Origin of the sequence: Methanococcoides alaskense (genome assembly GCF_027594145.1) — an archaeon.
Taxonomy (GTDB): Archaea; Halobacteriota; Methanosarcinia; order Methanosarcinales; family Methanosarcinaceae; genus Methanococcoides; species Methanococcoides alaskense.
On sequence record NZ_JAQFFK010000001.1, the window covers coordinates 186017 to 200121 of the forward strand.

A 14105-nucleotide genomic window follows, 5' to 3' on the forward strand; every position below is an offset into this window, starting at 1 on the left:
GTGAGAAAGGTCGTACTTGCTTCCGCCTCTCCTCGCAGGAAAGAGCTGCTTTCCCAGTTGATCGGGAATAATTTTGAGGTATGCGTTAGCTCGTACGAAGAAACTCATCGCCATGACATGACAGTTGAGGAGTTGGTGGTCTTTCACTCTTTGGAGAAAGCAAAGGATGTTGCCTTAAGTTTCGATTCGGGCATCATCATCTCCGCGGACACTGTTGTTTTCTGTGAAGGAGCCGCTCTGGGGAAACCACATACTCCGGAAAAGGCAAAAGAAATGCTTGAAAGTATAAGTGGGAAGTCTGTTCAGGCTATCACCGGAATGACCGTTCTCGATATGGATTCCGGTAAATGTGTCAGTGAATACGTGAGTACGGATGTTAATATGAAACAGATGTCCTCTGATGAGATCGTATCCTATGTGAATTCAGGAGAACCGCTTGACAAAGCTGGAGCTTTTGCAATACAGGGGAAAGGGGCTGTACTTGTTGAAAGTATCCATGGGGATTTCTTCAATGTCGTTGGTCTTCCCCTTTTCAGGCTTGGTACAATTCTTCAGGAAATGGGTATCTCTATCTTTGATGATGGTTGATGTTCGATACTCCTGTCAGACCCTTTTCAATTTTATTAAATTACAGTTCACCGAAAAAGACATAAGCGATGTTCTTCAACTATTTTTAAGGAGTGGTTATCATGGCAACAGCAAAATGGAATGGGGTTTTACTTGCGGAAAGTGATTCGGTAAAAGTGATCGAAGGAAATCTTTATTTTCCACCTGAGTCAGTGAACAAAGAACTTTTTAGGGAGTCGGATACTCGTTACCAATGTCCCTGGAAAGGCCTGGCATATTATTTCGATATAGTTGTCAACGAGGAAGAAAATAAGGACGCTGCCTGGTCCTATCTTGAACCGAAAGAGGCAGCAAAAGAGATTGCGGGTCATTTTGCTTTTGGGAATGGGGTTGAGTTAATCCCTTAATCTACCCTTTTTGTGCTTGCAGCCATCTTATCCGGGTCAACTACAACTTCAATAAGCGATGCCTTTTCAGATGAGAATGCTTTTTTAAGTGCAGCATCGAGATCTTTCGGGTCTTCTATCCTGTAACCTTCACCTCCGGCAGAGTTAGCAAATTCCGCGAAGTCCGGATTCGGGAAACTCACACCGTATTCGGGATAATTATCCCGTAGCTGTTCTTTCTTTATGTTCTTGAGCTTACCATCGTTAAAGACTATGACATTAATGCCAAGGCCTTCTCTTACAGCGGTAGTGAAATCTCCCATTAACATTGCAAAGCCACCATCACCTGTCACACAGATGACCTGCTTATCCGGATAATCAAGTTTTGCTGACAATGCCGCTGGCAATGCAAATCCCATACTTGCAATATTTGCGGACATGAACGTTCTCTGTCCTTCACACATGAACTTCTTGTAGAACCAGTATGTATGGTCCCCAACATCGACACAGATGATCGCATCTTTGTCTGCATGGCGTTTTATGGCCTGTATCACATAACCGGAATTTATCGGAATGGAAAGGTCGTTCGATTCAGTTTCAAGTTCTTCGTGGTGTTCCTGTTTCATTCTGTCGATATATTCAAGGAATTCGGTGTTCTCTCTCTTCCTCTCAATAAGTGGCAGAAGTTTTTGGAGAACAAGTTCCGCATCACCGACGATCCCCGCATCAACGTCAAAGGTCTTACCGAGCTTTGTCGGATCGATATCTATCTGTACTATCTTTATTCCCGAAGGTACAAGGTTAGCCTGCCTGAAACCGGAACCCATTATAACTATCAGATCGCAGTTCTTTATTGCCTTTGCAGCGTGTTTCGAACCGATGGATCCCAGTACTCCAAGGCTAAATCTATCATTTTCGTGTACAACACCTTTTGCTCTTGATGTGGTTGCAACAGGTGCGTTCAGTTTTCCAGATAGCTCTTTTATCAGCTTTCCACTGTGCCTGGATCCCCAGCCTGCAAAAAGAGTGACCTTCTGACATTCATTGATAAGGTCTGCAGCCTTTTGAACGTCAGCATCCTTTGGAGATGTTTTGTTGGAAAATACTCTTTTTTCGATGGAATAAACCTTCTCATCAAGTTTTTCTGCAAGTATGTCTGTTGGTGTGCTCAATACTGATACGCCGGGTTTCTTGAAAGCATATTTAGTCGCCATTGTGACAAGCTTAAGGGCTTGATTCTCCCTTGCAATGGTCTCTGCGAATTCCGTGAATGGTTTGAACAGTTCTATCTGGTCTATTTCCTGGAACGCCTCACTTCCAAGGTACACTTCCGGGATCTGTCCCGCAAATGCAAGTACCGGACTTCTGTCAGTGGCAGCGTCCATCAATCCGGTTATCAGGTTAGTGCAACCCGGACCTGCTATGGACATGCATACTCCGAGCTCTCCGGTCATCTTCCCGTGAGCTGATGCCATAAAAGCAGCTGTTTCCTCATGTCTTGTAAGGATGAACTTTATCTTTTCGCTCTTTCGGATGGCTTCTATCAGCGGCAAATTGGAATCTCCTGGTATTCCGTAAACATACTTTACGCCAAAGACCTCCAGTTGCTCAATGATCTTCTCTGCAACAGTTGTCTTTATACCTTCCTTATCTTTGCCCCCTACCTCTGAAGTAAATGCAGACTTTGGAGCGCCACAGACAGGACATGTGAAGTCGTCAGGCAGGGACTCGAAATCCTGCCCTTCCGCTTCTTCATCATAGACCCAGTTACAGACGGAACATCTATATTTTCCCATGTTATATCCTCACAGAAAGTGTATTTTAGTTCTTCTCGTCTTTGAATTCAATGTGCCAGTGTTCTCCGCTACAGAACGGCTTGTTCTTCGAAGCACCACATCTGCAAAGGGTGAAATGTTCTTTTGATTCGGGAGTGTTTCCTTCAGGATCATCGAACTCGATACCACCGACAGCATCGTAGGGTCCGTCCTTTGTGACAGTTATGCCTGGTTTTCGGTCAACATCTTTGTGCAGGACTCCGTCCTTTGTGTAACTAAGAGCACCGGATGGACACATCTCTACGACCCTGATTATGTCTTCAACACTTGCACCATTAGGGTCGATCCATGGTTCTTCTTTCATTCTGAAAACGGTTGGCAGATTATCTGTGCAGTATCCACGATGGGAACATACTCCCCTATTGTCATGGATCGTGATCCCTTCTCCAACATAGTTATCGACTTTATCAGGTTGTCTGCCTTCGACCTTTTCGCCTGTGAATCCCACTTTCAAATGTGTTCCGTCACAGAACGGTTTGTTCGAGGAATGGCCACAGCGGCAAAGAGCTACCATGGGCTGCGGCTCGAATGTATCTCCTTTTGAGTTATTCAGGTCCTTAAGCTCTTTTACAATGTATGGCCCATTCGTTGATGGCTGGATGGATGTTTTGTTGTCTGTCATTTCTTAGTTCCCCCTTCAATATCAATAATTTCACTGTTTGTCCATATGGATGTCCAGTTGTGGATATGGTATCTCAATGTCTGCTTCCTTGTATGCATTCAGGATGCCGTTCGTCAATGCACCTTTGACGCCCCAGTAATTCGCTGTATTTGTCCATGCGCGAAGTTGCAGGTTCACTGATGAATCTGCGAGTGCAGTGGTTACAACAGCTGGTGTTGGATCTGTAAGCACCATTGAATTATCTTTCATAAGCTCCATGGCAACCTTTAATGCATCCTCGAGTTTGGTATCGTAACTGACTCCCACATCAACATCGACTCTCCGGGTGGGCATTCTTGTCGCATTGACAATGGGGCTTCCCCACACCAGTTTATTTGGTATTGTGATGAGCTTGTTGTCAGGTGTGAGCAGGTCGGTCGCCATTATACCTACTTCATGTACGGTTCCTGAATGCCCACTTACCATTAAGAACTCGCCTTTATCAAAAGGTCGAAGTGTGGCTATCCAGACACCTGCTGCAATATTCGTCAATGTGTCCTGCATTCCAAAACCAAGAATCAGGCCGATAACTGCTGAAAGTCCGACAATGACCGAGCTAATGTCAGATCCAAGCATTGATACTGTTGCAAGGATGACTGCGACATAGAGAAGTGCAAGGATGAATTTTGACAGAAACTCTACGATAAGTTCCGGTAGATCTGTTTTCTGCAATCCGTTCTTGAATATTTTTATGAGGACCTTTGCAACAATGATTCCTAATACGAGTACTATCAATGCTGATAAAAGGTCAAAATAGGTCAATTCCATGTATGGTATATTTTGCGATAACATTAGACCAACTCCCCAGTTTTATTTAATAACTAATGTTCTGTTTTCATGGTAGATATATAGTACCTTTCCACTTCCAAAATGCTTCTTCTTCTAAATAAATCAATATTTGAATATTTTCTTCGATCTATCCTTAATAATAATTGACAAAATGTTTTTATATAATAAATTATGTGTAGGGGCTGACTCCAAACGAGGGGGTGTGTCCAATTCCACTCCTCCTCCAACTCATTCATAGCATTAATTTTTCTGTTCCATATTCTATTAATGTGTCTCAAAGTCATGTTTTCTATCTTGTGTTCAATTAATTTTTTTCTTGGAAATCCTCTCTTTTATGCAGGGCGATTTATCGACACACAGCTGTTTTAATATTCATACAAGCCATTCAAAACAAAAGCTTTATATATTGGTGCGAATATTAGAAAATCTAACCATTCGATTATCGAATTATACGATTATCGAATCTTATGTGGCCAAGTTATGATCTTAAAAATTACGGAGGTGCATTGTGGATAAAAAAAAACAAATGGTAGAGTTGCATCTTGAAATTGACTATCTGAAAAGAAAAATGGAAAGCAACCTTGTCGGTCAGTTCGTTGAAAAAGATGATATTTGTTTGAACAAAACCGCAAATATGGCTATTCATTTTATAAAACGTGAAGGGGAGGTCATGCCTTCCAATCTTGCAAAATATCTGGAGATCAAGAAGAGTAGTGCCACAAGCCTGATCTATTCTCTTGAAGCGGAGGGACTCGTTTATCGAAATGACGATCCGTCTGATCGCAGAAAAACATTATTGGGTCTCACTGAAAAAGGGCTGGAACGATCTGAATATATGCTCGATAAAATGTGCAGTGTCGCATCAGAATGTATGTCCGATCTGAGCGATGAGGATATTGATGAAGCACTAAATGCACAGAAGGTCCTTATCAAATTCCATAAACATATGCACTCACATGCTCTTTTGATCCTTGAGAAGATAGCTCGGGAAAAACGTTCGGATAATAATTAAGGAGGTAGTCATCATAAAGAACTTATTCGAAAAACTGGGAATCTTTATTGAGAACAATACTATCCCTATACTATTAGTAGCTTTATTGCTCGTCCTTGTCTCTGTCCAGGGTGCACAGAACATTACTATGGAATCTGGAACTGATACATTTGTTGAAAAAACTTCCCAGTTGTATCAGGATTTTGATCACCTTTATATGAACATCTTCGGTACGGAAGCCATTGTTATAATTATAGAGGACGGTCAGGTAAATGATCCCGCTTTGTTGCAGGCGATGGACCGGCTTGATCATATGTCTTCGTCGCTGCCCGGTGTAGTGGATGTTCAAAGTGTCGCAACAGTTGTTAAAGATGCTAATTTCGGTCTTACCGGTGATGCATCACTGCCTGAAGACAAGGCAGAACTACAGTCTCTGATAGATAATCATGTTCCTGAACAACTGATGCCTGACAGTACTCACACACTTGTTTATGTCGAGATTGCAGGTTCGTTAACTGATGACCAGAAACAGGAGATACTGAGGGAGGTCGAAACATCTGTAACCTTTGCAGAATTCCCTCCTGACTATAATGTAATAGTAACAGGAGAACCGGCTTTCATGGTCTCCATGAACAATGCCATGATGTCAAGTATGGGTGTATTGCTTGGGCTTTCAGTTGTCCTGATGATCGTTGTCCTGTATCTTGTGTTCGGTCATGTCAGGTGGAGGTTAATGCCTCTTGCTATTGTTCTGCTGGGTATAATATACACATTTGGTGCCATGGGCTATCTGGGGATTCCAATGACCATGGTCTCAATGGCCGCATTCCCTGTACTGATCGGTCTGGGTATAGATTATGCCATCCAGTTCCATAATCGTATAGAAGAGGAGCTTGGACGTGGTGCGACACCGGCAGAGGCAGTGGTGGAGACTATCAAGCACACCGGTCCTGCTGTCCTGATCGCACTTATAATAACAGCACTGGGATTCTTTTCCCTTTTGACATCAAGCGTACCTATGATACAGGATTTTGCGAAACTGCTTCTCATAGGTATTGCGATGTGTTTCCTTGCTTCCCTGTTCGTAGGTGTGACTGTGATATATGGCCTTGACAACATGCAATCTATACGCAAGAAGAAGTTCGGACACTTGTCCCTGAGTGGCAAAAACAAATCAAAGACATCATCTCCCGGTCCTGGAGAACCCAAGCCGGATATTCTGGACAGGATGCTGGGTCTTACTACCCGTTTCACCATAAAACATCCTTTCATGATCCTATCAATTGCTGTTCTGCTTTGTGCCGGCGGCTTGGTGGCTGATACTCAGGTAGGGATTCAGACAGATACGCAAACCTTTGTCCCACAGGACCTGCCGGCATTGATCCAACTAGGCCATCTTTCTGATATTACAGGTGGTGAGGACCAGCTGAACATTATCATCAAGACTGACAATGTTGCTGATCCTGACACTTTGAAATGGATGGATGAGTTCAGCTCTCATGAAGTAGATAGCCGGAACAATATCATCGGGGCGGAAAGCATGGCCAGTGTCATTAAGTCGATGAATGGCGGTATAATCCCTGAAAGTGAGTCTGAGATCAGATCTTTGTATGAACAGATACCTGGTCAGCAAAAAGACCGTTTCATGTACGGTGAGAACATGCTCCTGCTTAACCTGAACGTTGGTGACGTAATGGGAAGTATTGGGATGGAAGGATTTGAAGTCCTCACGGATATTGTGAGGGATGATGTGCTGTGGATGTCCCCTCCTCCCGGAATGACAGCTACGATAACCGGAAGCAACGTTGTGTTCATAGAAGTTATCGGAGCCCTTACGTCCGGACGTATCTTTATGACATACCTGGGATTGGGGCTGGTATTTGGTGGACTGTTTCTGATCTACCGCGATCTCCTCAAAGCGCTTGTTCCCGTTATTACCATGTTCATGGTAATTGGGTGGTCTGGAGGGCTGATGTACCTGCTGGGTATGGAATACAATCCAATGACAGCTACACTGGGAGCACTCATCCTTGGTGTGGGTTCCGAGTATGCTGTACTTATGATGGAGAGATATTTTGAGGAAAAGGAAAAAGGTGCCAGTCCTGAAGAAGCAATGACCGAAGCAGGAGTAAAGATCGGAAAAGCGATAGTCATTTCCGGACTTACGACATTGTTCGGTTTTTCTGCACTGATTGCATCAGATTTCGGTATGATCAGCGGCTTCGGTATGATCACTGTAATAGATGTAGGGCTTGCCTTATTCGCAACATTTGTGATCTTCCCACCTGTGATGGTGTTGCTCGACAATTTCCGCGAAAAAAGGAATGCAAAAAAAATAATGCCTGAAGCATTCGAAGATAATATAGAAACGATCGAAATTGCAAAATATAGCACTGACCCGGAGGCTGATGCCTTTTGATGAACTGTAAAAACAAACAAAAGAACAGATATGTGAATTCAGTGGTCATAGTGGCTGTCCTGCTGACCGCGACATTGTTCGCGGTTACTGCATCTCCTGTAGCAGGAGCAAAAGAGTTCGTACAGCCGACCTATGAGTTCTCAACCAATTATTATGATGCCTACGGTGAACCTGATCTCTATGTTTCCGTTATTGGGGACACTGAGTTCGAGAGGGGCGAGACTGCACAGGTACGCGTTGTCCTTTCAAACAGGGGTGTACTGTATGGGTTTAAGGCCAAGACCTATGTTGATACGGAAAATGGAGATCATGCAAAGTCCCTGAAAGAGCTCGAATATGAGTTATTGAGGACCACTGCTTTTGGTTTAAAGACTGAGATGGTCTCGACCACAGATTATATAGAGGTCGATCCGATCACAAGTATCCAGACACTCGAGAGTCTGTACCCGGGAGTATTGCCGGATGACCCGATGTCCTTTGCCATCACCATCTCCGATAACGCACCTGCTGGCACTTATATGCTCTTACTTCCTGTCAGTTATGAGTTCCAGAGTGAGGTTGAGATGACTGATGGAAGTATTGTCAGACTTGGTCTGCCTGACCTTGATCATACAACATTCTATAAGACAAGGAACACGACCCTTCAGATCCCGGTGATCGTCGAACCGGCAGCAAAGTTCGTAGTATCCGATGTGGAAGGTGAACTTACATCCGGGCAGTCAGGTGTCATCAATGTGACCTACACAAATGTAGGTGAGATCGAAGCATCTGATGCTTTTGCCAGGATAGTTGTGATGAAACCGTTGAGTTCCGACAAGTCAGCTGTGAACCTGGGTAATATTGCACCGGGTGAGAGCAAGACCGCATCATTCGACCTTGCTGCAGATATCTCTGCGGTGGAGAAGGATTATGGAATTGACAGTGAGATCAAGTATCGTGATGAGGACGGAGATCTGCAGTTCTCGGATAACATTATTGTTGAGGTCCCGCTCAAGTCAAGGGATGCAGGTATAAGCATCACTACGTTGGCAATTGCAGGAATTCTCCTGATGGTAGCTTACATGGGATACAATACTTTGAGGAAGGCTAAAAAAGCTAAGTAATGTTTTGAAATTATCTAATTTACAATATCAAGAGGACTAATTATGTTTAAAATGACAGATTCCAGATACGCTTTGCCAATTATGGCTTCACTTGCTGTATTGTTGCTTTTTATAGCACCAGTACATGCAGCGTCTACACTGCCATCGAATGGTGAGTTCACGGCAGCTAATGCGGAACTACCTGATTTCTTCAATTTTGATGAGAACTATTATACAGTATATGGTGGTCCCGATGTGACAGCGACTCTCCTCGGCGACAATGAGTTCGAACGTGGTGATACTGTCACACTGAACCTCGATCTAATGAACAAAGGTCTGATCACAGGTTTCAGGTCCGAGGAAGATGACTTCTACCTTACTCAGCTGGAACAGAAGTTGCAGAACACTGAAATGTCCTATGAAGCCCAGCGAACAACAGCTATCGGTATTGTTGCTGTCCTGACACCTCTGGATCCTGCTGTTAAAGTTAAATCCGGTCCTCAGGAAGCAGGTACTCTTGTATCAGGGCAGATGACCGAGTCGCCTGTCAGCTTTAACATCGAGATCTCGGATAATACAGAGGCAGGCGGCTACCCCATGCGCCTTGATCTCTATTATGGATACCAGAAGAATGTCCAGATAAATGGTGACAATGAAACTGACCTTGGTATTACAAATATGGAGGTTGGACTCTGGTATGATATGGGCACACAGAACACGACCTTTGACATATATGTGAAGGATGAGGCAAGGTTCGAGGTGACCAATGTTACGGGTGAACTATATCCTGATTCGGAAAGTATGATCTATGTTACTTATGAGAATGTAGGTGACCTTCCAGCAAAGGATGCTACTGTAAGGATAAGTGCGGCTGATCCGTTCAGTACTACTGATGATCAGGCATTTTTAGGTACACTTGGATCCGGTGAGAGCACAGTTGCAGTTTTCAAGCTCAAGGTCGATGATCTTGCAGTTCCAAAGGCTTACGCTTTGAACAGTGAGGTCAAGTATGAGGATATCGATGGACATGACCAGATCTCGGATACGGTGAAGATCAAGACCGATGTACTTCCGGCATCTGCAAATGGTGATGGTCCCAATATGTTTGTGATAATTGGTGCAGGTGTGGTAATAGTGCTTGCAGTTGCGGGATATTTTGTTTATCGAAGCAGGTCTTCAAAGAAAGTTGGCGATGAGTGATCTTATCGCCTTTATTTTTTTAAGTGCTTTTTTATTGTTATGCTTTGATGTTTTGTTTGATATAACATAAGTAATAAGTATAGTATGATATTATTATGGTTGAAATCACTTATATATTAGAAATGACATGGTATCACAAACTTTAAAGCAGTTACATTTAATCTAGATACTTATATTACATCACACTTTTATTTTAGCCCGATCGGGAGGGAAATCAAAAATTGAGTCAGCCTTGTGTTAATATTGGTATGGTAGGTCATGTCGATCATGGAAAAACGACGCTTGTAAGCGCGCTGTCCGGTGTATGGACAGATACGCACAGTGAAGAAATGAAGCGTGGTATATCTATTAGATTAGGGTATGCAGATACTACTTTCCGGAAGTGTCCTACCTGCCCGGAGCCTCAGGGCCTTAGCGTTGCTAAGACCTGTGAGCACTGTGGGACTAAAACGGAAGAGGTCCGTACCGTGTCATTTGTAGATTCTCCTGGTCACGAGACCTTGATGGCAACAATGCTCTCTGGAGCTGCTATCATGGATGGAGCTATTCTTGTCATTGCTGCGAACGAGGAATGTCCTCAGCCACAGACTAAGGAACATCTTATGGCCCTGAACATCATCGGTATCAAGAATATCGTGATCGTGCAGAACAAGATAGATCTTGTTCCAAAGGAAAAGGTCATTGAACATTATCATCAGATCAAGGAATTCGTTAAAGGAACGGTTGCAGAGGATGCACCGATTGTTCCGATCTCCGCACAGCAGAACATCAATATCGATGTTCTCATCGGTGCGATGAACGAAATGATCCCAACTCCAGTGCAGAAACTTGACAAGCCTGCACACTTGCTTATTGCAAGGTCTTTCGATATCAACAAACCTGGAACACCTATTGATAAGATCGCAGGTGGCGTTATTGGTGGAACCCTTACAGCAGGTACACTAAAAGCAGGTGATGATATTGAGATACGTCCAGGACGTAAGGTCGAGAGCGAGAATGCTGTTAGATGGGAGCCCATCTTCACCAATGTCAATCTTATAATTGCAGGGAAGGAAAAGGCCGATGAGGCAACTCCTGGTGGGTTGCTTGCATTGGGTACCGGTCTGGACCCAAGTATCACAAAGAGTGATTCCCTTACGGGACAGGTTGCAGGTGTACCTGGTACATTGCCGCCAACACGTGACTTGTTCACTCTTGAACTGAAGTTACTTGAACGTGTAGTGGGTGTGTCCGATGAGGAATCCATTGGTAAGATCAAGACCAGTGAACCTCTTATGCTCAATGTCGGTACTGCAACTACTGTAGGTATCGTTACTAGTGCACGTGAGGATGTCGCAGAGGCAAAGTTAAAGCGCCCGGTATGTGCTGAGGTCGGTTCCATGGTAGCTATCAGCAGACGTATTGGTTCACGCTGGCGACTTATTGGTGTTGGAGTAATCAAAGATTGAAGGTTATAATCGATACGAACGGTTTTATGATACCAGTTCAGTTCAAAGTAGACATCTTTGGTGAACTGGAGCGCCTCGGGTACGATGATTTCGTTGCGCCCCAGGCGGTCATCAATGAGCTCAAGGCACTGGTCAAGAAGTACAGGGGCGAGAACCGAACTGCAGCAAAGGTTGGACTTTCGTTATCAGATCGATGTACTCTCGTGGAAAGGGCAGGAATTGCGGACGATATCATCCTCCAGCTTGCTCTTGATACAGATGCAGCAGTGCTGACCAATGATGTTGGTCTGGTAAAGCGTCTTAATGATGCGAATGTTACCGTTGTGCGTTTGCGTCAGAAGAACCGTTTGGATATAATGTGACCATCATATTATAATTTTAGTAACAGTTTAAATTAATGCAGGGCATATTGGAGATCGAGATATGTATAAAAGGATGAAACTTAAGGACACGATCCGTGTAGCTCCCCGTCTGTTGGGCGAAGATGTAGGAGTTAGCGTAAAGGATGCGTTAAAGGAGAAGCTTGAGGGCAGGGTCGATAAGGCGCTGGGCTCCATTGTCGCTGTCACTGATATTGAAGAGATAGGTGAAGGGCATATCCTTGTAGGAGACGGTGCTGTCTATTACGATGTGACCTTTGATGCTATTGTATTCGTCCCAATACTTCAGGAGGTCATGGAAGGTCTGGTAGTAGAGACCGTAGAATTCGGTGCTTTTGTCAGCATTGGTGCTATGGATGGTCTTTTACACGTTAGCCAGATTACTGATGATTTCATGTCCTACGATGGTAAGAATGGTAGGCTTATCAGCAAGGTCGGAAACCGTACTCTCTCAGAAGGTGACAAAGTGCGTGCCCGTATCGTTGCTGTGAGTACCAATGAGAGAGAACCAAGGGACAGTAAGATCGGCCTGACAATGCGTCAGCATGCTCTGGGCAGGTTCGAATGGCTTGAAGACGCACGCAAGCCTAAGGCCGATGAATCTAAAAATAAAGATGAATAAACCGAGGTGTTTCTAAATGGTAGATCAGGTATGCCGTGAATGTCACAGGATCGTTACAGGTCAGACATGTCCTGTTTGCGCTTCAAGCAATTTGAGTGATGACTGGAGCGGACTTGTCATTATCGTTGATCCTCAACGTTCCATAATAGCAGAAATGATCGGCGTTGAAGTTGCCGATAAATACGCTTTGAAGGTGCGGTAAGTTGGGTTTACATATTTCCTTACCAGAAAGCCTTCGGCCTCTTTTAAGGAAACCTTTCGGGGTCTTGTACACAGGTACTGGCGGTGATGCTGTCAGAAGTCTTGTAGATGATCTCGATAATCCCACAAAACTTATATCTGTGGGAGATGTTACTACTTTTCACTTGCTAGATTCAAATATCATTCCAGATATTCTCATCGTGGATGATAGGACAAAAAGGGCACCAGCTTCATCACAGGTCGTGTATGGAACAAAACATAAGGGATTCGCTGAGATAACAGTAGATAATCCCCCCGGGGTAATAACCGAGGATTTGATCGGTGTGATAAGCGATGCGATATTGTCTGATAAAAATGTTCGAATTTTCGTACAAGGCGAAGAAGATCTTGCAGCTTTGCCTGCGATACTAATGGCACCTTTGAATTCGGTGGTCCTTTATGGTCAACCGGATAAAGGTGTGATGCTTGTAAGGGTTACAGAATCCATAAAAGCAGAACTTAAGGATCTATTTGATAAGATCCTTGAAAAACAGGATCATAAAGAACAGTTATACAACGTGCGGAGGAAATTAAATGGATATTAATATTACTGAAGACAAAAATAATGCGCTTCTCAACAGGCGTGAAATGATGTTCGATGCAACATTCGAGGGTTCCACACCTTCAAGGATCGATGTCAGGGGCAAACTGGCTGCAATGCTTAACGTACCCCTTGAACTTGTCATCCTTCAGAAGTTCGAGAACAGCTACGGTATGTCTGCAGCAAATGGCTATGCAAAGATCTACGAAGATGCAGTTCGCATGAATGTCGTAGAGAAAGAATATGTCCTCAAAAGGAACGCACTTCCTGAGGCAGAAGTTGTAGAAGAAGCAGGTGAGTAAACATGGCTGTCAAAGACTACTATAAAGTAAACGGCGAATCCATTGAAAGGCTAAGGCAGTTCTGCCCACGCTGTGGTGATGGTGTCTATCTTGCAGACCACAAGGACAGACTTACCTGTGGCAAATGCGGATACACTGAGTTCAAGAAATAATATTGATAAATGGCATCACCTTTGATGTGATGCCCTTTTTTTAGTTTTTATTTTTAATAATCAGGCAGAACAGCTTTTGCCTCGGGCTCTTTAAGGTTATTCAAGCTCTTTCTCTTCTCTGTAATTGCGAAGTGCAAGCTCAATGGTCATATGAAGACTGTTCTCTTCAAAAGGCTTGATAATATATCCGTAAGGCTTTGTTCTTTTAGCTCTCTCTAATATCTTATCATCCGAATAGGCAGTGAGGAAAACTACTGGGACATCGAAGCTTTTTCGTATCTTGTCTGCAGCTTCGAGTCCATCCATATCACCTTTTAGCATAATGTCCATCAATATAAGGTCTGGAAATGTGATCTCCGCCTTACTGATCGCCTCTTCTCCCGACGACGCGATACTGGGGACAAGGTATCCAAGGTTCTTAAGCATCTTCTTAATACCTAATGCGACGATCTTCTCGTCTTCCACTATCAGTATCTTGGTCTGGCTCATC

At 43.8% G+C, this 14105-nt stretch carries 17 protein-coding genes; 13 read left to right on the top strand and 4 right to left on the bottom strand.

Features of this window, described 5'->3' with window-relative positions; genetic code table 11:
* Together PBV53_RS00925 and PBV53_RS00930 are read left to right on the top strand one after the other, a co-directional pair.
* Positions 1 to 588, top strand: coding sequence for a Maf family nucleotide pyrophosphatase (locus PBV53_RS00925; protein ID WP_270095320.1), 588 nt, complete (start codon positions 1 to 3; stop codon positions 586 to 588).
* A gap of 101 nt (positions 589 to 689) precedes the next feature.
* Positions 690 to 974: a DUF427 domain-containing protein gene (locus tag PBV53_RS00930; RefSeq protein WP_270095321.1), complete on the top strand. Its 285-nt coding sequence runs from the start codon at positions 690 to 692 to the stop codon at positions 972 to 974.
* Here PBV53_RS00930 and PBV53_RS00935 read toward each other — a convergent pair.
* Genes PBV53_RS00935 through PBV53_RS00945 form a run of 3 tightly spaced genes read right to left on the bottom strand, consistent with a single transcriptional unit; the run spans position 971 to position 4241 of the window.
* Complete coding sequence (locus tag PBV53_RS00935) at positions 971 to 2749, bottom strand: thiamine pyrophosphate-dependent enzyme (protein WP_270095322.1); 1779 nt, start codon at positions 2747 to 2749, stop codon at positions 971 to 973. The two genes, PBV53_RS00930 and PBV53_RS00935, sit on opposite strands and share 4 nt — an antisense overlap.
* 25 nt (positions 2750 to 2774) lie before the next feature.
* Positions 2775 to 3410, bottom strand: coding sequence for a CDGSH iron-sulfur domain-containing protein (locus PBV53_RS00940; protein ID WP_270095323.1), 636 nt, complete (start codon positions 3408 to 3410; stop codon positions 2775 to 2777).
* Between the two features lie 30 nt (positions 3411 to 3440).
* Positions 3441 to 4241, bottom strand: a complete 801-nt coding sequence (locus PBV53_RS00945; protein ID WP_270095324.1) for a mechanosensitive ion channel family protein — start codon at positions 4239 to 4241, stop codon at positions 3441 to 3443.
* Positions 4242 to 4746: 505 nt separating this feature from the next.
* Here PBV53_RS00945 and PBV53_RS00950 point away from each other — a divergent pair.
* From PBV53_RS00950 to PBV53_RS01000, 11 genes are all read left to right on the top strand, one after another.
* Positions 4747 to 5250, top strand: coding sequence for a MarR family winged helix-turn-helix transcriptional regulator (locus PBV53_RS00950; RefSeq protein ID WP_270095325.1), 504 nt, complete (start codon positions 4747 to 4749; stop codon positions 5248 to 5250).
* A gap of 67 nt (positions 5251 to 5317) precedes the next feature.
* On the top strand, positions 5318 to 7648 hold the full coding sequence (locus PBV53_RS00955) for a hydrophobe/amphiphile efflux-3 (HAE3) family transporter (protein WP_270095753.1): 2331 nt from the start codon (positions 5318 to 5320) through the stop codon (positions 7646 to 7648).
* Positions 7648 to 8751: a COG1361 S-layer family protein gene (locus PBV53_RS00960; RefSeq protein WP_270095326.1), complete on the top strand. Its 1104-nt coding sequence runs from the start codon at positions 7648 to 7650 to the stop codon at positions 8749 to 8751. The genes PBV53_RS00955 and PBV53_RS00960 overlap by 1 nt, the downstream gene beginning before the upstream one ends.
* Positions 8752 to 8793: 42 nt before the next feature.
* On the top strand, positions 8794 to 9930 hold the full coding sequence (locus tag PBV53_RS00965) for a COG1361 S-layer family protein (protein ID WP_270095327.1): 1137 nt from the start codon (positions 8794 to 8796) through the stop codon (positions 9928 to 9930).
* Between the two features lie 221 nt (positions 9931 to 10151).
* Positions 10152 to 11378: a translation initiation factor IF-2 subunit gamma gene (locus PBV53_RS00970; protein WP_270095328.1), complete on the top strand. Its 1227-nt coding sequence runs from the start codon at positions 10152 to 10154 to the stop codon at positions 11376 to 11378.
* Complete coding sequence (locus PBV53_RS00975; protein ID WP_270095329.1) at positions 11375 to 11740, top strand: PIN domain-containing protein; 366 nt, start codon at positions 11375 to 11377, stop codon at positions 11738 to 11740. The genes PBV53_RS00970 and PBV53_RS00975 overlap by 4 nt, the downstream gene beginning before the upstream one ends.
* A 61-nt stretch (positions 11741 to 11801) precedes the next feature.
* Positions 11802 to 12380 (top strand): DNA-directed RNA polymerase, encoded by a 579-nt coding sequence (locus PBV53_RS00980; RefSeq protein ID WP_270095330.1) that lies wholly within the window; start codon positions 11802 to 11804, stop codon positions 12378 to 12380.
* Between the two features lie 16 nt (positions 12381 to 12396).
* Complete coding sequence (spt4, locus tag PBV53_RS00985) at positions 12397 to 12582, top strand: transcription elongation factor subunit Spt4 (protein ID WP_250868498.1); 186 nt, start codon at positions 12397 to 12399, stop codon at positions 12580 to 12582.
* Position 12583: 1 nt separating this feature from the next.
* Positions 12584 to 13165: a GTP-dependent dephospho-CoA kinase family protein gene (locus tag PBV53_RS00990; RefSeq protein ID WP_270095331.1), complete on the top strand. Its 582-nt coding sequence runs from the start codon at positions 12584 to 12586 to the stop codon at positions 13163 to 13165.
* Positions 13155 to 13463: a 30S ribosomal protein S24e gene (locus PBV53_RS00995; RefSeq protein ID WP_270095332.1), complete on the top strand. Its 309-nt coding sequence runs from the start codon at positions 13155 to 13157 to the stop codon at positions 13461 to 13463. Before PBV53_RS00990 ends, PBV53_RS00995 begins: the two co-directional genes overlap by 11 nt.
* 2 nt (positions 13464 to 13465) lie before the next feature.
* Positions 13466 to 13615: a 30S ribosomal protein S27ae gene (locus PBV53_RS01000; RefSeq protein WP_011500280.1), complete on the top strand. Its 150-nt coding sequence runs from the start codon at positions 13466 to 13468 to the stop codon at positions 13613 to 13615.
* Positions 13616 to 13711: 96 nt separating this feature from the next.
* Here the strand turns inward: PBV53_RS01000 and PBV53_RS01005 are convergent, their stop codons facing one another.
* A complete protein-coding gene (locus PBV53_RS01005) occupies positions 13712 to 14104 on the bottom strand; it encodes a response regulator (protein ID WP_270095754.1) in 393 nt (130 codons plus the stop codon).
* Position 14105: the final 1 nt, after the last annotated feature.